This is a genomic window from Faecalibacterium sp. An121, assembly GCF_002160915.1.
In the GTDB taxonomy this organism is placed as follows: domain Bacteria; phylum Bacillota; class Clostridia; order Oscillospirales; family Ruminococcaceae; genus Faecalibacterium; species Faecalibacterium avium.
Map to the genome: position 1 here is coordinate 19,257 of NZ_NFLM01000005.1, position 18,107 is coordinate 37,363.

Annotated in this window: 18 protein-coding genes and 2 pseudogenes; 14 read left to right on the top strand and 6 right to left on the bottom strand. The window is 64.1% G+C overall.

All coding sequences use genetic code 11. From position 1 onward, the window contains the following. Positions 1 to 56 precede the first annotated feature (56 nt). From acgM to B5E66_RS03865, 5 genes are read left to right on the top strand one after another with little or no spacing between them, the layout of a single operon-like run. Positions 57 to 1,097 (top strand): radical SAM/SPASM domain protein, ACGX system, encoded by a 1,041-nt coding sequence (gene acgM, locus B5E66_RS03845; RefSeq protein ID WP_087228916.1) that lies wholly within the window; start codon positions 57 to 59, stop codon positions 1,095 to 1,097. Continuing rightward, a complete protein-coding gene (locus B5E66_RS03850; RefSeq protein WP_087228919.1) occupies positions 1,094 to 1,681 on the top strand; it encodes a nitroreductase family protein in 588 nt (195 codons plus the stop codon). Before acgM ends, B5E66_RS03850 begins: the two co-directional genes overlap by 4 nt. A 5-nt stretch (positions 1,682 to 1,686) precedes the next feature. After that, positions 1,687 to 2,310: a 4Fe-4S binding protein gene (locus tag B5E66_RS03855; RefSeq protein WP_087228922.1), complete on the top strand. Its 624-nt coding sequence runs from the start codon at positions 1,687 to 1,689 to the stop codon at positions 2,308 to 2,310. Further along, positions 2,307 to 3,095: a protein-ADP-ribose hydrolase gene (locus tag B5E66_RS03860; protein WP_087228925.1), complete on the top strand. Its 789-nt coding sequence runs from the start codon at positions 2,307 to 2,309 to the stop codon at positions 3,093 to 3,095. The genes B5E66_RS03855 and B5E66_RS03860 overlap by 4 nt, the downstream gene beginning before the upstream one ends. Then, positions 3,040 to 3,927, top strand: coding sequence for an SIR2 family NAD-dependent protein deacylase (locus tag B5E66_RS03865; RefSeq protein ID WP_143406923.1), 888 nt, complete (start codon positions 3,040 to 3,042; stop codon positions 3,925 to 3,927). The genes B5E66_RS03860 and B5E66_RS03865 overlap by 56 nt, the downstream gene beginning before the upstream one ends. Before the next feature lie 412 nt (positions 3,928 to 4,339). Here the strand turns inward: B5E66_RS03865 and B5E66_RS03870 are convergent. After that, a pseudogene (locus B5E66_RS03870) lies at positions 4,340 to 4,639 on the bottom strand (phospho-sugar mutase); the annotation flags it as partial. A 33-nt stretch (positions 4,640 to 4,672) separates the two neighbouring features. Then, positions 4,673 to 5,791 (bottom strand): GDSL-type esterase/lipase family protein, encoded by a 1,119-nt coding sequence (locus tag B5E66_RS03875; protein WP_087228931.1) that lies wholly within the window; start codon positions 5,789 to 5,791, stop codon positions 4,673 to 4,675. A gap of 258 nt (positions 5,792 to 6,049) precedes the next feature. On the opposite strand from B5E66_RS03875, the gene B5E66_RS03880 reads away from it, so the two are divergent. The 9 genes and pseudogenes from B5E66_RS03880 to B5E66_RS03915 all read left to right on the top strand — a co-directional run bounded on the left by B5E66_RS03880 (position 6,050) and on the right by B5E66_RS03915 (position 13,684). Then, positions 6,050 to 7,045 carry a LacI family DNA-binding transcriptional regulator gene (locus B5E66_RS03880; protein ID WP_087228934.1) on the top strand — a complete coding sequence of 332 codons (996 nt, stop codon included), beginning with the start codon at positions 6,050 to 6,052 and terminating at the stop codon, positions 7,043 to 7,045. A gap of 271 nt (positions 7,046 to 7,316) precedes the next feature. Further along, on the top strand, positions 7,317 to 8,426 hold the full coding sequence (locus B5E66_RS03885) for an ABC transporter substrate-binding protein (protein WP_242958077.1): 1,110 nt from the start codon (positions 7,317 to 7,319) through the stop codon (positions 8,424 to 8,426). A gap of 143 nt (positions 8,427 to 8,569) precedes the next feature. Continuing rightward, entirely contained in the window at positions 8,570 to 9,061 is a 492-nt protein-coding gene (locus B5E66_RS03890) for a carbohydrate ABC transporter permease (protein WP_342394993.1), read from the top strand. Positions 9,062 to 9,166: 105 nt separating this feature from the next. Next, a pseudogene (locus B5E66_RS03895) lies at positions 9,167 to 9,937 on the top strand (glycoside hydrolase family 130 protein); the annotation flags it as partial. A 102-nt stretch (positions 9,938 to 10,039) separates the two neighbouring features. Then, on the top strand, positions 10,040 to 10,756 hold the full coding sequence (locus B5E66_RS03900) for an AGE family epimerase/isomerase (RefSeq protein ID WP_087228938.1): 717 nt from the start codon (positions 10,040 to 10,042) through the stop codon (positions 10,754 to 10,756). Continuing rightward, the gene (locus tag B5E66_RS03905; protein WP_087228941.1) at positions 10,743 to 12,317 is read left to right on the top strand and encodes an alpha-galactosidase; all 1,575 of its coding nucleotides are present in this window, start codon (positions 10,743 to 10,745) and stop codon (positions 12,315 to 12,317) included. Before B5E66_RS03900 ends, B5E66_RS03905 begins: the two co-directional genes overlap by 14 nt. Positions 12,318 to 12,585: 268 nt before the next feature. Further along, the gene (locus B5E66_RS13075) at positions 12,586 to 12,951 is read left to right on the top strand and encodes a hypothetical protein (protein ID WP_158098315.1); all 366 of its coding nucleotides are present in this window, start codon (positions 12,586 to 12,588) and stop codon (positions 12,949 to 12,951) included. Between the two features lie 41 nt (positions 12,952 to 12,992). Beyond that, positions 12,993 to 13,172, top strand: coding sequence for a hypothetical protein (locus B5E66_RS13080; protein ID WP_158098316.1), 180 nt, complete (start codon positions 12,993 to 12,995; stop codon positions 13,170 to 13,172). A 20-nt stretch (positions 13,173 to 13,192) separates the two neighbouring features. Beyond that, on the top strand, positions 13,193 to 13,684 hold the full coding sequence (locus B5E66_RS03915) for a glycoside hydrolase family 113 (protein ID WP_087228947.1): 492 nt from the start codon (positions 13,193 to 13,195) through the stop codon (positions 13,682 to 13,684). Between the two features lie 133 nt (positions 13,685 to 13,817). Here B5E66_RS03915 and B5E66_RS03920 read toward each other — a convergent pair whose 3' ends face one another. From B5E66_RS03920 to B5E66_RS03935, 4 genes are read right to left on the bottom strand one after another with little or no spacing between them, the layout of a single operon-like run. Then, on the bottom strand, positions 13,818 to 14,465 hold the full coding sequence (locus B5E66_RS03920; RefSeq protein WP_087228951.1) for a cytidylate kinase-like family protein: 648 nt from the start codon (positions 14,463 to 14,465) through the stop codon (positions 13,818 to 13,820). A gap of 13 nt (positions 14,466 to 14,478) precedes the next feature. Next, positions 14,479 to 15,936, bottom strand: coding sequence for an amidohydrolase (locus B5E66_RS03925; protein WP_164474859.1), 1,458 nt, complete (start codon positions 15,934 to 15,936; stop codon positions 14,479 to 14,481). 6 nt (positions 15,937 to 15,942) lie between these two features. Next, positions 15,943 to 17,088 (bottom strand): M20/M25/M40 family metallo-hydrolase, encoded by a 1,146-nt coding sequence (locus B5E66_RS03930; protein ID WP_164474860.1) that lies wholly within the window; start codon positions 17,086 to 17,088, stop codon positions 15,943 to 15,945. A gap of 21 nt (positions 17,089 to 17,109) precedes the next feature. After that, positions 17,110 to 18,105: an ABC transporter ATP-binding protein gene (locus tag B5E66_RS03935; RefSeq protein WP_087228955.1), complete on the bottom strand. Its 996-nt coding sequence runs from the start codon at positions 18,103 to 18,105 to the stop codon at positions 17,110 to 17,112. Between the last annotated feature and the right edge of the window lie 2 nt (positions 18,106 to 18,107).

The following is an 18,107-nucleotide window of genomic DNA, read 5'->3' on the forward strand; positions in this document are numbered from 1 at the left end:
GCGGGGATCTTGCCTTATCCCCTGTTGGATCCCCCGCCCCGGAAGGAGAAGTTTCTATGGAGTATTTCGCATTTCAATGGCATATCACAGAGGCCTGCGACCAGCGGTGCCGTCACTGCTACATCTACGCTCTGGGCAGCCACGCCAAATTCAAGGAGATGGCGCTGGAGAACATGGTGACGGTGATCGAAAACTGCAAAGCCTTCTGCGAGAAGGCCGGCCGCCTGCCCTACCTCTACATTACAGGGGGCGACCCCATCCTGCACCCTCAGTTCTGGACGCTGCTCAAGATCCTCAAGCTCTCCGGGATCCCCTTTGCCCTGATGGGCAACCCCTTCCATCTGACGGCGGAAGTCTGCCGCAAGCTGAAAGACTGCGGCTGCCGAAAGTACCAGCTGTCCCTGGACGGCCTGCGCGAGACCCACGACGGCATCCGGCAGCAGCCGGGTTCCTATGACGCCACCATGGCGGCCATCCCCCTGCTGCGGCAGGCCGGCATCGATGTGGCCATCATGACCACCGTCTCCCGCTGGAACGTGCAGGACATCCCCCCGCTGGTGGACGAGGTGGTCCGGAACAAGGCCGATATCTTCGCCTTTGCACGTTACTGCCCGTCGCAGAAGGACCGGGACGTGTGCTGCTCCCCGGCGGAGTACCGCCATATGATGGAGCTGTGCTGGGAGAAATTCCAGAAATACGAGGCGGAAGGCTGCGAGACCACCTTCAACCTGAAAGACCACCTGTGGACGCTGTTTTTGTACGAGAAAGGGATCTTTGATCCCAAGGCCTACCCCGACGACGAATACGTTTACGACGGCTGCAACTGCGGCAACTGCCATATGACCATCCTGTCCGACGGGGCGGTCTACGCCTGCCGCCGGATGGAGAGCAAGGTGGGCAATGCCCTCACCGACGATCTGTACAGCCTGTTCACCGGCCCGGCCTTTGACAAATACCGTGTATACGAAAAGTTTGAGAAGTGCTCCCGGTGCGAGCTGCTGCGGTTCTGCCGGGGCTGCCCTGCGGTGGCGGCAGGCTACCACGGCAATATGTATGCGCCCGACCCCGAGTGCTGGAAGGAGGCAGACGTCCCATGACGGTACAGGAAGCGATCATCCGCAGACGTTCCATTCGCAAATACCAGGCCCGGCAGGTGCCCCGGGAGGATCTGGAAGCCATCCTTGCGGCGGGGCTGTACGCCCCCAACGCAGGGGGCGGCCAGCGGTCCATCCTCTGCGCCATCCGGGATCCTGAGCTGGCCGCCCGGCTGGGCCGGCTCAACCTGGCCCGGTTCGACCGCAGCCATCTGGAGGGGAATTACGTTTCCAGCGAGCAGCCCAGCGCCATCGACGACCCGTCCATCCGCAGCGGCTTTTACGGTGCGCCCACCGTATGCGTCATCTTTGGGCCGGAGCGATTCCTGTACAGCGTGCCGGACGCTTTCTGCTGCGCCTCCAGCATGGCGCTGGCCGCCTATGAGCGGGGGATCGCCTCCTGCATCGTCGCACGGGCCGAGGAGACCTTCGACACCCCGCTGGGCCGCAGCCTGATGCAGGAATGGGACATCCCCGAAGGATATACGGCCCGCTGCTTTGTGACACTGGGCTATGTGGAAGGGCCTTATCCCCAGCCCAAACCCCGGCGCCCGGGGCGGACCAGGATCATTGAACCAAAGGAGTGACCAAGATGGACGCGCAAACCTGTCTGAAAAAACTGAGCTATGTGGGGGTGCTCGCCTTTGCCACGGTGGATGAAACGGGCGGCCCCCAGGTGCGGAACATCAGCGCCATCCATTATGAACCGGACGCCTTGTATTTCTTCACCGCCCGGGGCAAGGACTTCTGCCGGGAGCTGCTGGCTTCCCCCAAGGTGCAGGTGCTGGGCTACACCATGTACAAAGAGATGATCCGCCTGTCGGGCACAGCCGAACCGGTGCCCGACGCAGAGCAGGCCGCATGGCGGGACCGCATCTTTGCGGAGCAGCCCTACCTGGCCAACGTCTACCCGGGGGCTACCCGGCAGATCGGCATCGTTTTCCGCATCCGGGATATGGACATCGAATATTTCAACCTGGGGGTCAGCCCCATCTTCCGCCAGAGCTACACCATCGGCGCGGGCCAGACAAAGCCCAAAGGCTACCGCGTCACCGACGCCTGCATCGGCTGCAAGCGGTGTGCGGCCCACTGCCCCCAGGGGTGCATCGACGTCACCCAAAAGCCGGCGGTCATCCGGCAGGAGCACTGCCTGCACTGCGGCGCCTGTTTTGAGGCGTGCCCGGTCGGGGCGGTGGAGAGGAGGGCGCCGCGATGACACAGGAGCAGCGCCTGGACATCCTTCTGGAGGCTCTGCTGCGCGAGCGGCCCGACCGCCAGGACATCCCCCGCCCCGCCGGCCCGCAGGAAAAGCGCCGGCTGCTGCGGGCCCTGATGAACGTCCGTCCGCCCTGGCCCCTCGACCCGGCCTTTCTGGAAGTGCAGGACGCCTTCCTCGCAGCCGAACGGGAGACCAAAGGGGTGGTGGAGGGAGACGCTTTGCCCGCCGCTCCGGCCGACCCGCGGCTGGCGCTCTGGCAGGGGGATATCACCCGGCTGCGGGCAGACGCCATCGTCAACGCTGCCAACAGCCATCTGCTGGGCTGTTTCGTGCCCTGTCACGGCTGCATCGACAACGCCATCCACTCGGCGGCGGGTCTGCAGCTGCGGGAAGCCTGCCGCCGCCTGATGGAGGCCCAGGGCGGCTGCGAACCCTGCGGCCGGGCCAAGCTGACCCCCGGCTACAACCTGCCCGCCTCTTATGTGCTGCACACAGTGGGCCCCATCGTCCAGGGGCGCGTGACCGGCCGGGACCGGGCCGCCCTGGCCGCCTGCTACCGGTCCTGCCTGGAATTGGCATCGGCCCACGGGCTGCACAGCGTGGCTTTCTGCTGCATTTCCACCGGTGAATTCCATTTTCCCAACCAGGAAGCCGCCCGCATCGCCGTCCGGACGGTGCGGCAGTACCTGGACCAGACCCACAGTTCCATCAGGAGGGTGATCTTCAATGTTTTCAAGGACATCGACGCAGACATCTACCGCAGCCTCCTTGACGCCGGTTGAGCGTCTGGCCCGTGCCCTGGACGCCGCCGACGCGGTGGTGGTCGGGGCCGGGGCCGGGCTGTCCGCCTCGGCGGGGATGACCTATGACGGCGAACGCTTCGAGCGGTTTTTCAGCGACTTCCGGCAAAAATACGGCATCCGGGATATGTATTCGGGGGGCTTTTATCCCTTTGACACCCTGGAAGAATACTGGGCTTTCTGGAGCCGCCTGATCCTCCTCAACCGCTACCAGAAAGCGCCCCTGCCGGTATACGATGACCTGCTGGCCCTGGTGCGGGGAAAGGATCACTTTGTCCTCACCACCAACGTGGACCACCAGTTCCAGTTGGCGGGCTTTTCCAAAGAGCGGCTGTTCTACACTCAGGGGGACTACGGCCTGTGGCAGTGCATGGAACCCTGCCATCCCAAGACATACGACAACGAGCAGGCCGTCCGGCAGATGGCCGCCGCCCAGAAGGAGATGAAGATCCCCACCGAGCTGATCCCCCGCTGCCCGGTCTGCGGCAAGCCCATGACCATGAATCTGCGGTCCGACAGCACCTTTGTACAGGACGAGGGCTGGTATGCCGCCGCCGGGCGGTATCAGGATTTTCTGCGCCGCCACAAGGGCAAACGGGTGCTGTTTCTGGAACTGGGCGTGGGCGGCAACACCCCCGCCATCATCAAGTACCCTTTCTGGCAGATGACCCTTCAAAACCGCAGGGCCACCTACGCCTGCATCAACCAAAACGAAGCCTACGCGCCCCCGCAGATCGCAGCCCGTTCCATCTGCATCCCCGCCGACATCGGCGACGCCCTGGCCGCCTGCCGGGAAGCATCGGGATGCGTCTGAAAAGTCCATATACGCCAAAAAGCGCCCCCGCCTTTCCCAAACGGAAAGACGGGGGCGTCAGACTGTCAAAAAAGTCCTGTCCAGCCGACATGTGCGGATGGACAGGACACATACAGGGAAATTTAGCGCTGAGAGTGTGCGAGGCCGCAAGGCCGAGTGCGCGGTTCAGCGCTAAATTTTGTCCCCAGGGACTGCGAAGCTGAGGCGCGTCCTGCGGACGAAACAGCCGAAGCGGAGCAGGGGCAGCGGTCTGCCTTTTGCAAGCCCGCTGCGACGGGCGCAGCAAAAGCAGGGAACCGCAACCACCAGGGGGAAAGAATTTCTGACCTGCGCAGCAGGCAGAAATGGGTTCCCCCTAAAGCGTGTCGTTTTTCGACACGCTCGTCCGCGTGCCGCAAAAACAACGCGCGGCTTTTATCCCTGCATCATCGCAGCGGCGGCTGTCGTGGGCGATGGCCACCTTTTTGGGCAGGCCGCTGGCGTTCAGGTAGTCGGCCAGGCCCTGGGTGGCGCGGCGGATGGTGTAAATGTTCATCCGGTTGGTGCCGGCGCCGATGACCCCGCGCAGGCCGCCGGTGCCAAAGGCCAGGTCACGGTAAAAGCGGTCGGTCACCCCGTCGGGGTCGCTGCGGACCGCCTCCAGTTCTGCGGTGAGGTCCGGGTCCTCCACTGCACGGGCCAGCCAGAGGTCGAGAGTGGACTGATACTGCATCATGATAGCTCCTTTCAACATGATCCTGTATATTCATAAGGGAAAGCGCTGCTTTCCAGACGGCAGGATACTGCGCAGCCGTTCCGTCAGCACCTGGGCGGCCTGGCGGTGGCAGGCTGCGCCGGGGTGCTGGCGTGCGCCCATGGTGTCCGGCCCGGCGGCGGGCAGGGCAAGGTAGCACATCCGGCTGTCCCCGCACTCGGCGCGGGCGCGGTCCACAGCGGCGCGCAGCACCCGGCCCATCCGCCCCTCGCCCAGCATCCCGAACGCCCACACGATCCAGGCATCCGGATTGCGGGCCCGCACCTTTTTCAGCGCGTCCACCGCGGCCTGTTCCAGCTCGGCCAGGTGTTCGGGGGTGGGACGCTGGGCGAAGGTCCTGCCGGTCACGGGGTCAGTCCAGGGCGGGTTGCCCATGGCGCCGTCATCGTTGGTGCCAAGGTTGAGGATCACCGCGTCGGCCTTCCAGCTGTCAAAGCGGTAGGGCTGCTGCGCCCCCAACGCCTCGTTGTGCGGTCCGGCCGCCAGCCCGCAGACGGTGTCGTAGTAATCCATCACCCGTCGGCGGGGGTCGTTGTCCCAGCTGGACAGCAGACCCCAGCCGCTCTGGCTCACGATCCGCCACTCAGCCTGGAGGGCGTCGGCGGTCATCCGGGCATAGTGGTTGACCGCGCTGAAGAACGGCGCGACCCAGTCCTCCTCACAGACTGCGCCGATGGCTCCCTCCCCGCTGGTGATGCTGTTGCCCACAAACTCCAGCCGGTATGCAGGCTCCGGCAGGGGCAAAAACGTGCCCTCCTCAAAGGCCAGGGCCTCGATCAGCAAAAAGTGATCCGGGTCGTCGTGCATGGCCTGCACGTCCTTCAGCACCCGGACGTGCTTGGGCACCCCGGGGGTCATGCCCCGGAACAGGGTGACGCGGCTGCGGCCCGCCTGCACCGGGAACCGGGCGATCCATGCGCCGTTCAGCTCCACGCTGATCCAGGGTTCATATAAGGTAAAGCCTGCATCCAGGCAAAGGGCCAGCTCACTGCCGGTGAACAGGCACTCGATGCCGCAGGCGGTGTAAAAACAAGGGACGGGACCCTGGCTCACCGGCTGGCGGCCAAGCAGCCGCACGGCGGGCAGGGAACGGATCGGTGCTGCCGTCATAGAAAGCCTCCATATTTACCTAAAAAATTAGAAAATTTACTTTGCAGCTATAGCTTATCACATTTAGCTTATCGTTTCAATAGTTTTTTCTTAAATTCAATCAAAACCCAAACAAATTTAACAGCCATTGACGTTGCCGCCCAGTGCTGTTATACTTTACTTTAACTAATAACTTCCGTGGTATCTTTCCTGAGAGTCCGCAGAGGCTTTGGGTCGACCGTCCATTTTCAGGTGCAAACGACAGAAAAGAGGAATCTTATGGCAAAGCGAGTGCGCATGGCGGATATTGCAGAGAAGCTGGGCATCAGCATCGTATCCGTCAGCAAAGGGCTGGCCGGCAAAGACGGCGTCAGCGAGGAAATGCGCGAGAAGATCCTGGAGACAGCCAAGGAGATGGGCTATCTCCCGCCGGCCAAGTCCACGGCGGCGCAGCGCAGCATCAACATCGGCATCCTGGTGGCCGACCGCCACTTTGGGGACAATACCTTTTATGCCAATCTCTATCGCTCCCTGGTCAGCCACTGCAACCGGCTGAAATACCAGTGTATGCTGGAGATCGTCATGCCCCATGCGGAGGACGGCTGTGTCCTGCCGCTGATTTTGGCGGGCGGCAGCGTGGACGCGCTGGTATTCATGGGCGAGTTCCATCGCAGCTACCTTGCCGCCATGCTCAAAAACAATCTTCCCTTCGTCTTTTTGGACTTCTATGACGATGTCATTGCCGGCGACAGCGTCCAGAGCGACAACGTCAGCGGCAGCTTCCAGATCACCGAACACCTGCTCCAGTCCGGCTGTCGGAAGATCGCCTTTGTGGGCAGCGTGCGGGCCACAAGCTCGATCATGGACCGGTATCTGGGCTACTGCCGCGCCCTGCTGCAGGCCGGCATCGAACCGCGGGCCGACTGGCGGCTGGAGGACCGCGACGCCGACGGCAGCTGGATCCCCCTGTGTCTGCCCAAGGAGATGCCGGACGGCTTTGTGTGCAATTGCGACGAGGTAGCCTTCAACCTGGTGGAAAAGCTCAAAAAGGAGGGCTACCGCATCCCCGAGGATATCGCCGTGACCGGCTACGACGACCACCGCTTCTCCACCATCTGCACCCCCCAGCTGACCAGCTACCGGGTGGACGTGGACGGGATGGCCAACGCCGCCGTGACCCTGCTGGCCCGCAAACTGAACGGCAAGACCATCCCCGCGCCCATCACCCTGGTGCCCGGCACCATCGTATACCGGGACTCCACCCTGACTAAATAAATTAACTTTTCTTTTTCCATCCATGCAGGCAAACATTTGGTTTGCCTGCTTTTTTTGTGCGCCTCCTCCCTGGACGTTGCAGGATAACCAAATTTTAGGCTAAATTATAGGTTATTGCGCCGAATTATTAGCTTATATATTGACTTTAAGTTAGCTAAATACTATACCGAGCATGCAGACAGATCGGTGCGGGCAGCCGTCCGCACCCATCACCCGGGTGGAGGGAACACGCCCTTCATCCAGCTTTTCATCCAAAAAAGGAGGACACACCATGCGAAAGATCAATCGTCGTAATTTCCTGAAGGCTGCAGGCGTCCTGTCGGCTGCAGTGGCCGGCAGTCTGCTGGCCGGCTGCGGTGGTTCGGACACCGGCGCAGGAGCTGCCGCCAGCGATCTGTCCGCCTACAACGAGCTGACCGTCGGCACCGACCACACCGACCTGATCCAGGACGGAACCTTCGACGGCTATGTGGCCGAGTTCCAGAAGCTGTACCCCAACATCACCATCGAGTACGAGGGGATCACCGACTACGCCGGCGACATGACCACCCGTCTGACCTCGCAGGAGTGGGGCGAAGTCTGCATGATCCCCACCACCATTCCCCTGGCCGAGCTGTCGGATTACTTCTATCCCCTGTGCAATCTGAGCGGCATCCAGGAGGACTACAACTTCGCCGCCAACCGCGCCTTTGGCGGCAAGGTGTATGGCATCCCCTCCACCGGCAACGCCCAGGGCGTCATCTACAACAAGCGCGTCTTTGAGGAGGCCGGCATCACTTCCATCCCCAAGACTCCCACCGAGTTCCTGGACGCGCTGCAGAAGATCCGGGACTACGATCCCAGCATCGACCCCCTGTACACCAACTACGCGGCCGGCTGGACCATGAGCGCATGGGACGCCTACATCGGCGGCGGCGCCACCGGCGACCCCGACTGGATGGGCATCGTCATGCCCCAGACCGTGGACCCCTTCTCTCCCGGCGTGCCCACCGGCGACCCCGAGAGCGGTCCCTACGCCGTCTACAATATCCTGTATGAGGCCGTCAAGCGCGGCCTGACCGAGGCCGACCCCACCACCACCGACTGGGAGGGCAGCAAGACCCGCATGAACAACGGCGAGATCGGTGTCATGGTGCTGGGCAGCTGGGCCATCGTGCAGGTGCAGGATGCCGGGCCCAACCCCGATGATATCGGCTACATGCCTTTCCCCATCACCGTCAACGGCACCCAGTACGCCAGCGCCGGCTCGGACTACTGCTACGGCATCAACCTGTACTCCAGCGATGACAACAAGCTGGCCGCCATGCTGTACATCAAGTGGCTGACCGAGTCCAGCAACTTCGCCTACGACCAGGGCGGCGTGCCCGTGCTCAAGAGCTAGGAGTACCCCGACACCCTGGCCGCCTTCGACGGCATTCAGCTGCTGGAGGACACCACCGCGCCCGACGAGATCGCAGACCTGGCCACCAACGTCCAGCAGGAGGCTGAGCTGATGCTCAACGCCGACCAGACCCACGTGATTTCGTGCTGGACACCCTGCTGAGCTGGGTGGGCTTCAACGTCGATACCCTTCCCTACTGGCTGCGGGATGAATCCATCAACAACATCGTCCTGGTGGCCTGCTCGCTGTGGAAATACATGGGCCAGAACATCGTCATGTTCATCGGCGCCATCGCATCGGTGGACCCCACCCTCTACGAGGCCGCTGAGATCGACGGCGCCAACTCCTGGCACCGCTTCAAGGACATCATCCTGCCTTCCATCAGCACCATCGTGGTCCTGAACCTGATCATCTCGGTGTCGGGCGCCCTGTCCGCCTTCGAGATGCCCTACGTCGTCACAGGCGGCGGCTTCAACACCTCGACCTACTTTGTCATCATGGACAAGATCGCCCACACCGACCAGAAGGTCGGCCTGGCCTCGGCCATGGCTGTGGTGCTGCTGGCCCTGATCATCTTCCTGCTGTGCCAGGACCAGATCTACAGCGGCATGGCTGCCGGTGCAGTCAAGGGCTGATCCTTCCGCATTTCCCATTTTTTCGTTATCTCCTTCATCGAAGCCCGGCCTCCTGCCCCGCAAGGAAGCGGGAGGCCGGCGCCGGGGAGGAGCTCAGGAGGCTTTATGAGCAAAACCATTCTTTACTGCGATGCCCTGCCGGGCATCCCCTGGCAGGACAAGCCCGCCGGGACCGAACTGCCGTTGTGGCGCTACACCGACAACCCCGTCATCCGCCGCAACCCCCTGCCCGGCGTGGCCCGCATCTTCAACAGCGCGGTGGTCCCCTTTGAGGAGGGTTTCATCGGCGTGTTCCGCGGCGAGCAGACCAACGGCATCCCCTTCATCTACCTGGGCCGCAGCGCCGACGGCATCCACTGGACGTTCGACCGGGACAAGATCCCCTTTGTGAACGAAAAGGGCGAGTCCTTCATGCCGCCCTATGCTTACGATCCCCGCCTGGTCAAGGTGGAGGATACCTACTACATCATCTGGTGCCAGGATTTCTACGGCGCTTCCATCGGCATCGCCCGGACGCAGGACTTCAAGACCTTCACCCGTGTGGAAAACCCCTTCGTCCCCTTCAACCGCAACGCGGTGCTGTTCCCCCGCAAGATCAACGGGATGTTCACCCTGCTCAGCCGCCCCTCCGACTCGGGCCATACCCCCTTCGGCGACATCTTCCTCAGCCAGAGCCCGGACATGGAGTTCTGGGGCCGCCACCGCCATGTGATGGGCAAAAGCGGCAACTGGTGGGAGAACCTGAAGATCGGCGGCGGCGCCGCCCCCATCGAGACCAGCGACGGCTGGCTGCTGTTCTACCACGGCGTCACCGGCACCTGCAACGGCTATGTCTACTCCATCGGCGGCGCCATCCTGGACCGCGACGAGACCAGCTGCGCAGACCGCGAACTGGGACTGCGCTGAATACGACAGCCCGGCGCCCGCTCCGGCTTTTGCCCGGGGCAGGCGCCTGTGTGAAAAAGGAGGGTTTTCTTCATGCCACGCATCAAGCAGGCGGCGCAGGAGATGCTGAACGACGTCATCCTGCCCTTCTGGATGTCCCTCAAAGACCCGGTCCACGGCGGCTTTTACGGCCTGGTGGACTTTGACCTCCGGGTGGACAAGACCGCCGAAAAGGGCTGCATCCTCAACAGCCGCATCCTGGACATCTACGCCACCAGGGTCTATTCCCCCGCGCTGCACCGGCAGCTGGTCTTTTTTGACCAGTACTACCAGTCCATCATCGACCTATACAGCTACGGCCACGACATCGAGTCCAGCTGGCTGATCGACTGGGGCTGCGCCCTGCTGGGCGACGAGGCGCTGACCGCCCGGATCGCGGCCATCGACTCGGACCTGGCCCGCAGCGTGTACCGGCACGCCTACCGCGGCTCCTCCCTTCTCAACGAGTGTGAGCGCGGGGTGGACGACACCACCCGCGTCTGGTGGGTGCAGGCCGAGGCCGTGCTGGGTTTTGTAAACGAATACGAAAAATCCGGCGGGCAGGAATATGCCGCCGCTGCCGCCCAGATCTGGCACTACATCACCGACAAGCTGGTGGACAAGCGCCCCGGCGGCGAGTGGTTCTGGTCGGTGGATGAAAGCAGCCAGCCGGCCAGCCGCCAGCCCATTGTGGAACCGTGGAAATGCCCCTACCACAACGGGCGTATGTGTATGGAACTGATCAGGAGGGACCCCCATGTCGAAGTCTGAGCTGCACCCCGAATACCTGCGCCAGAAGGCCCTGCAAGAGGCGCTTCTGGCCCGCAAGAACCACAAGTCCGACTGGTACAACGGCATCTACGACCGGTGGGAACATCCGGTCCTCACCCGCGAGCACATCCCCCTGGAGTGGCGGTTCGACCTTGACCCCGCCGCAAACCCCTATTTTATGGAGCGGCTGGGCGTGAACGCGGTGTTCAACGCCGGCGCCATCGAGCTGGACGGCAAGTTCTATCTGGTGGCCCGGGTGGAGGGCAACGACCGCAAGAGCTTCTTTGCGGTGGCCGAGAGCAGCAGCCCGGTGGACGGCTTCCGCTTCTGGGATAAGCCCATCGAGCTGCCCGACACCTGTCCCGAGGAGACCAACGTCTACGATATGCGGCTGACCAAACACGAGGACGGCTGGATCTACGGCGTGTTCTGCTCCGAGAGCAAGGACACCTCCAACCCCGACCTGTCCGCCGCCGCGGGCCGGCAGGCGGACATCGACCTGTTCGTGCTGGACGACGGCTGGTTCAAGGGGCGCAGCGACACCACCTCCAGCCTGGGGGACTGGACCGCAGACCGGAACAAGCTGCCCGGCGGCCTGCCCGAGCTGTGCGCCAGACTGAACGATATGGACATGGAGCTGGGCCTCTGGGTCGAGCCGGAGGCAGTCAGCCCCGACAGCGACCTGTACCGGGCCCATCCGGACTGGGCCCTCGCGGTTCCGGGACGCCGGCCTGTCCAGATCCGCCATCAGTACACCCTGGACCTCAGCCGCCCGGATGTGGTGGACGGCATCTGGCAGCAGCTGGAGCAGGTGCTGCGCAGCTGTCCCATCCGGTATCTGAAATGGGACATGAACCGCGCCCTGGCCGATGTTTACAGCACGGCCCTGCCGGCTGCACGTCAGGGGGAAGTCTACCACCGCTATGTGCTGGGTCTGTACGAGCTGCAGCGGCGTCTGGCCGAGACCTTCCCCGACCTGCTGCTGGAAAACTGCGCCGGCGGCGGCGCCCGCTTTGACTGCGGTATGCTATACTACAGCCCCCAGATCTGGTGCAGCGACAACACCGACGCCCGGGCCCGGCTGACCATCCAATACGGCACCAGCCTGTTTTATCCCGGCTGTGTCGTGGGGGCCCACTTCTCGGCGGTGCCCAACCACTGCAGCGGCCATGTCTCCACCATCGAAGCGCGGATGGCCGCAGCCCTCTCGGGGACCTTCGGCTTTGAGCTGGACCTGACCGCCTGCACCCCGGAGGAGCTGGAAGCCCTGCGCCCCTATGTAGCCTGGTACCGGGAACATGGCGGGCTGGTGCGCAGCGGCGACCTCTACCGCCTGTGCCCGCCCGACCCCGGTTCCCTGGGCGCAGCCTGGATGATCGCCGCACCCGACGGCAGCGAGGCCGCCGTCTTTGCGGTGGGGGATGTGCTGGGCGGCGCCCATGGGCCCGCCGGAACCAACAACCTGCCCCGTCTGCCCTTGCAGGGTCTGGACCCCGCGGCCGTCTACCAGTTCGAGGCTGAATGCGCCGCCTACCAGGCCAGCGTGGACGACTGGAACTAGCGGATCGCCGCCCGCCGCGCCGCCGACCCGGATGTGAGCTGGACCGTCCTGAACGCCGACTGCGGCCTGTATCCCTGGCCGCCGCCGGCCGGGCGCACCGGCTTCCAGCGGCCGGGCAACCTGTTTGAGAGTATGCTGCGCCGCATCTGCCCCTATGGCATCCGCGGCTTCTGGTACTACCAGGGCGAGCAGGACGAGGAGTGGCCCCGGGACTACCGGGCCGAGCTGACGCAGCTGGTCCGCTGCTGGCGGAACTGCTGGGGCGACTTTGAAGGGCCGGCGGCTCGCCCTGCTGGCGCTGGAGACGGTGTATGGCCAGCCGGTGGCGGGCCGTTCGCCCCAGCTGCTGAAGGCCCGGCGGGGTCCCGGCCCGGGACAGGTCCTGCTCCACTTTGCCCATGCCGCCGGCGGGATGCAGGTGCAGGGCGGCGGCGTACAGCTGGCTGGCGCCGACGGCATTTTTCGGGACGCCCGGGCCGTCCCGGACGGCCCCGACCGGATCCTGGCGGACTGCGGCGCCCTTCGACACCCCTGTGCCGTCCGCTACGCCTGGTACAATTACGGCCCCGCCGGCCTTTACGGCGGCACGGGCCTGCCCGCGGCGCCCTTCGGGCCCCAAACACTCAACGATTGACCCGGGGCGCGTCCCCATACGCCCCGACGGGAAGGATTGCCATGAAAAACAGACACCTGAACGATTCTCCCTTTTTCCGATTCATGAGTTTTGCCGGAGACGTGTTCCTGCTGCATCTGTGCTGGCTGCTGGGCTGTGTGCTTGTGATCACGGCCGGGGCGTCCACCACGGCGGCCTTCGCGCTGCGGCCCGCCTTTGCCCAACTGGAACAACAGCATTGAACGCTGGAGGATCTTGATCTATGCAGCAAATCCACGCCATCAATTTCGCACCCTTCGCCCCCCGGGGGGCTTTTGCCGGCCCGGAAGCCGCCGGTGAACTGTGCCGGATGCAGGAGCTGACCGGGGCAGATACCATCATTTTCTGTCCCGGCGCGGTCCAGGCCGCCCCCTTTGTGGAGGAGATCGACTTCACCGGACGGCACACCACCTCCGACCAGGAGCTGCTCGCCATGACGCAGCTTGCCCACAGCCGGGGGATGCGTGTTTTCTGGAAGCCCACCGTCAACTGTCTGGACGGCACATGGCGGGCGCGCATCAGCTTTTTTGACCACGACGTCCCCTGCGAGACCAAATGGTCCGGCTGGTTTGCGTCCTACCAGGCATTCCAAATGCATTTTGCGGCCCTGGCCCAGAATGAAGGCATAGCGAACGCGCAGCCAATCTGCGCGGGCCCCTTGCGCCGGCAGGTGCGAGTACCAGCCTCCAGGCACAGCCCCTGCCGGGCGCCATAAAATCGGGACGGCTGTCCGCCGCACACAAACGTGCAGCGGGCGGCCGTTCCTTTTTGCGCCCGTCCGTGCAAAAAAGCCCCGGAACGTTCGTTCCAGGGCTTTCGCGGCGCCGGGCAGTACCGGCGTCTGAAAATCACGTTGCCGCCGCAGGGGGCGTGACCCCGAGCTTTTGGTACAGCGCGTCCTTGATGACCGCCACACAGGCCTCCCAGCCAAGGCGGCTGGGGTTCAGCGTCAGGTCGTAGTTGACGGGGTTTGTCCAGTTGCTGCCGCCGGTATGGTACTTGTAGTATGCTGCGCGGTAGCGGTCGGTCTTGGCGATGTAGGCGTCGGCCTCGCTGGCCGTGACCCCCATCCGCTGCATGATCCGTTCGCGGCAATAGGGGCGGGGCGCCTCCACATAGATGCTGAGGACATTGGTCCGGTCCCGCAGCACATAGTCGGCCGCCTTGCCCACAATGACGCAGCTCTCGGTATCGGCCAGCTCCCGGATGATCCTGGCCTCGTACTGGTAAACGTAGTCGTCGGAGGTAAAGCGCCCGGTCTGGGGATAGGGCAGAAGCCGCTGGGGCAGCCGGTGCAGCAGCGCGCCCAGATAGCCGCGGCGCAGCTGCTCGTCGCTTTTGGCAAAATCCTGCTCCGGCTCGCCGGCCATCTGGCTGGCCAGGGTCAGGATGCGGTTTTCATAGCAGTGGATCCCCAGATCCTCCGCCAATCGGATGCCCATCTGCTTGCCGCCGGAGCCAAAGCCGCGGGCAATGGTAATGACATACTTTTCCATAAAGACACCCCTTTCAGCGCCTGCCCAGAGAAGAAATGGCCCGGGGCCGGACCTCCCCGGGGATGGGGAGATAGCTGCGGCCTTCCAGCGCGTCCTGCCAGGCCCGGCGGGCTTTGGCCAGCTTCTCCGGGTGCTGCATCAGCCGGATGGCGGTCTGCCCCAGGACCTTGCCGCAGTAGCACATATACTTGTGGGCCACGGAACCCTTGCCCTGGGCCACGATCTGCCAGGTGTGGCCGCCGCTGCCGGGAGCCCAGGTGGCAGTATAGATCTGCGCGGTGGGGCACTGCCAGCTCACATCCCCCACGTCGGTGGAGCCGCCCCCAACCGGAGGCACAGCCAGCGGCTGATACGGCAGAGGCTGGCCGTGGAAAGGCTCCCCCATGCGGGCCTGGACGGCGGCACGGTCCTCCGGCTTTTCCAGCCAGTTCAGGGCCCTTTGCAGGGCCTCGTTTTTGTCCGCGCCGCTGCTGGCGGTGATGCGTTCCATAAAGCGCAGCTCCTCCCCGGTCAGGGCGGGGGCAGGGATCTGCCCGAAGGACGCGGCCAGCTCCTGTTCCAGGGGGATGTTGGGGATCAGCTCGGCGCAGGTCTTGATGAGTTCCCAGCTCACACTGGTCTCCGTCGCCATGGCCATCCCCCGGGCGATGAGGTTGACCCGCTGGAACAGCTCCTGGGCCTGTTCGGTGCGGGGAGCCCGGATGAGGTACAGCGCCGATGCATGGGACTGCACCACATTGGGGGAAAAGCCTCCGCCGTCCAGGATGGCATAGTGGATCCGGGCGTCGTCGATCATGTGTTCCCGCAAAAAGTTGACCCCCACGTTCATCAATTCCAAAGCGTCCAGCGCACTGCGGCCTTTTTCGGGGCAACCGGCCGCATGGGCGGCCACCCCCTCAAAGGTGTACAGCACCTGGATATTGGCCAAAGAGACGTTCTGCATCACATGGGTGGCCTCGGCCGGGTGCCAGCTGAGGGCACAGTCCAGCTGCCCGAAAATGCCGCTGCGGGCCATGAAAGCCTTGCCGCTGCCCCCTTCCTCGCCGGGACAGCCATAATAGAGGACGGTGCCGGCCGCGCCGGTGCGCTGCAGGTACTGCTTGACCGCCAGGGCGGCCGCCAGCGCGCCCACCCCCAGCAGGTTGTGGCCGCAGCCGTGGCCGTTGCCCCCCGGCTCCAGGGGACAGGGTTCGGCCACGCCCGCCTTCTGGCTCAGCCCGCTCAGGGCGTCGAACTCCCCCAGCAGGCCGATGACCGGACGGCCGCTGCCGTACCGGGCGGTGAACGCCGTGGGGATATCGGCCACCCCCCGGGTGACCGCAAAGCCTTCTTTCTCCAGATAGTCCGCCAGCAGCCCGGCCGAGACGAACTCGGTGAAGGCCGTTTCGGGGTGGTCCCACACACTGTCGGCCAGGTCGCCCAGCTCCCCGGCTTTCCGGTCGATGATCTTCAGATCCTGGTATTCTTCCATGGCGGTTCACACCTCCTGGCCAAAATAGGGCAGAATGCAGGCAAAGGCGCAGCGGTATCCCTTGACAAGGCTGTCGATCTCCACGTATTCCTCCCGGGTGTGGGCGCCTGCGCCCTCCACCATGCCCACGCACACCGCAGGGATGCCCAGAGAAAGCGGGATGTTGCAGTCGGTGCTGCCGGCGTGGAGAGCGGGATTGACCCCGCTGTACGCTTCGATGGCAGCGCCGATGCGGCGGGCGAGGCCGGCCAGCTGTCCGGGGTCCACCGGGCCGCTGCAGGGCCGCTGGCCCAGCAGCTCCACACGGACGGCGACTCCCTTGGCCCGGTATGCCTCCACCACCGCCTCAAAGTGGCGGCGCATCGAATCCAGGTCCCGGGCGCTGTCGCTGCGGTATTCATACAGCATCTCCGCCTGCTGGGCGATGGTATTGACGCTGGTCCCTCCCTGGATGATGCCCACGTTGTAGGTGGTGCGGGTCTTGGTCACCGGGGGCTTGAGCTGGTAGAGTTCACCGATCATGGAGGCCAGATAGGCGATGGCGTTCCGGTTGCCAAAGCTTCCGAAACTGTGGCCCCCTTCGGTGAGGATCTCCACCCGGTAGCGCTCGCTGCCCACGGCGTCGGTGCACAGGCCCTCGAAATAGCCGTCGAAGGAGCAGAACTCCGCGATCCGGCCGGCGTAGCTTTTGCAGATCTGGCGGCTCCCCTTCAGGTTGCCCAGGCCCTCCTCGCCGGCGTTGGCCACAAAGACAAAGCCCTTGCCTCCCGCCGGCTGCAGCCCTTGGGCCAGCACATACCTGGCTGCCAGCAGCAACGCCACCAGGTTGGCGGTGTCGTCCCCAATGCCGGGGCAGAATATCCTGCCGTCCTCCACTTTCAGGGACAGGGGCGTGGTGTCAGGGAACACCACGTCCATATGGGCCATAAAGACGGTGACGGGGTTGGAATCGGTGACGCCGATGGGGCACACCACATTGAGGGCCTGGTCAATAAAAGCCTGGGGCGCGCCGTTCTGGTGGAACCAGTCGCACACGAACTTGGCCCGCTGCTCCTCGTGGTTGCTGGGCGCAGGGATCTGTGCCAGCCGGGTCAGCAGGTCATAGCCGTATGGGCGCTCCGCCTCGATATAATCCAGGATCTCCTGTTTCATGCTGGGCTCCTTTCTGATGGTTCAGACCTTCATGGCCTGGGGCATTTCGTATTTCAGGCAGGCCACCCGGTGCCCGGGGGCCGCCTCCAGGGTCTGGGGCGGGATCTGGCCGCAGGCCTCGGCGGCATACGGGCAGCGGGTGTGGAAGGGGCAGCCCCGGGGCGGATCGATGGGGGACGGGATCTCCCCTTTCAGGTGGATGCGGTGGGCAGAGGCATGGGGATTTGTGTCCGGCACAGCGCTCAGCAAAGCCTCGGTGTAAGGGTGCATGGGATGGGCGAACAGTTCGTCCGCGGAGGCTTCCTCCACCAGATGCCCCAGATACATCACCCCGATGCGGTCCGAGATGTAGCGCACCACGCTGATGTCGTGGGCGATGAACAGATAGCTCAGGTCGTTTTCATCCCGCAGCTGCTTGAGCAGGTTGATGACCTGGGCCTGGATGGACACATCCAGCGCGGACACCGGCTCGTCGCATACGATCAGTTCGGGCTGCAGGATCAGCGCCCGGGCGATGCCCACCCGCTGGCGCTGCCCGCCGGAAAATTCATGGGGATACCGGTAGAAGTGTTCCGGCCGCAGGCCCACCCGGCGCAGGGTCTCCAGGGCGGCACTCATCTGCTTGTCCCGGTCCCTCTCCCCGTGGATCTCCAGCACCTCCATCAAGATATCGCCCACCCGCTTGTGGGGGTTCAGGCTGGTATAGGGGTCCTGGAAGATCATCTGCACCTTGCGCCGTGTGGGGCGCAGGGCTTTCATGCCGGTGTGGGTCACGTCCTGGCCCAGCAGCTCCAGTGTGCCGCCGGTGGGCTCCAGCAGGCGGATCAGGGTGCGTCCAAAGGTGGATTTGCCGCAGCCCGACTCCCCCACCAGGCCGTAGATCTCCCCCTTGCGCACCTCCAGGCTGATGCCGTCCACCGCCTTGACCTGATTCACCACCCGGCCCAGGGCGCTGCGCACCGGAAAATAGGTGCGCAGCTGCCGGGTACGGATCACAACATTTTTGGATTCATGCATGG

Coding starts and splice junctions, on each gene's coding strand:
- acgM (WP_087228916.1), top strand. CDS start 57: ATGGAGTATTTCGCATTTCAATGGCATATCACAGAGGCCTGCGACCAG.
- B5E66_RS03850 (WP_087228919.1), top strand. CDS start 1,094: ATGACGGTACAGGAAGCGATCATCCGCAGACGTTCCATTCGCAAATAC.
- B5E66_RS03855 (WP_087228922.1), top strand. CDS start 1,687: ATGGACGCGCAAACCTGTCTGAAAAAACTGAGCTATGTGGGGGTGCTC.
- B5E66_RS03860 (WP_087228925.1), top strand. CDS start 2,307: ATGACACAGGAGCAGCGCCTGGACATCCTTCTGGAGGCTCTGCTGCGC.
- B5E66_RS03865 (WP_143406923.1), top strand. CDS start 3,040: ATGTTTTCAAGGACATCGACGCAGACATCTACCGCAGCCTCCTTGACG.
- B5E66_RS03875 (WP_087228931.1), bottom strand. CDS start 5,791: ATGACGGCAGCACCGATCCGTTCCCTGCCCGCCGTGCGGCTGCTTGGC.
- B5E66_RS03880 (WP_087228934.1), top strand. CDS start 6,050: ATGGCAAAGCGAGTGCGCATGGCGGATATTGCAGAGAAGCTGGGCATC.
- B5E66_RS03885 (WP_242958077.1), top strand. CDS start 7,317: ATGCGAAAGATCAATCGTCGTAATTTCCTGAAGGCTGCAGGCGTCCTG.
- B5E66_RS03900 (WP_087228938.1), top strand. CDS start 10,040: ATGCCACGCATCAAGCAGGCGGCGCAGGAGATGCTGAACGACGTCATC.
- B5E66_RS03905 (WP_087228941.1), top strand. CDS start 10,743: ATGTCGAAGTCTGAGCTGCACCCCGAATACCTGCGCCAGAAGGCCCTG.
- B5E66_RS13080 (WP_158098316.1), top strand. CDS start 12,993: ATGAAAAACAGACACCTGAACGATTCTCCCTTTTTCCGATTCATGAGT.
- B5E66_RS03915 (WP_087228947.1), top strand. CDS start 13,193: ATGCAGCAAATCCACGCCATCAATTTCGCACCCTTCGCCCCCCGGGGG.
- B5E66_RS03920 (WP_087228951.1), bottom strand. CDS start 14,465: ATGGAAAAGTATGTCATTACCATTGCCCGCGGCTTTGGCTCCGGCGGC.
- B5E66_RS03925 (WP_164474859.1), bottom strand. CDS start 15,936: ATGGAAGAATACCAGGATCTGAAGATCATCGACCGGAAAGCCGGGGAG.
- B5E66_RS03930 (WP_164474860.1), bottom strand. CDS start 17,088: ATGAAACAGGAGATCCTGGATTATATCGAGGCGGAGCGCCCATACGGC.
- B5E66_RS03935 (WP_087228955.1), bottom strand. CDS start 18,105: ATGCATGAATCCAAAAATGTTGTGATCCGTACCCGGCAGCTGCGCACC.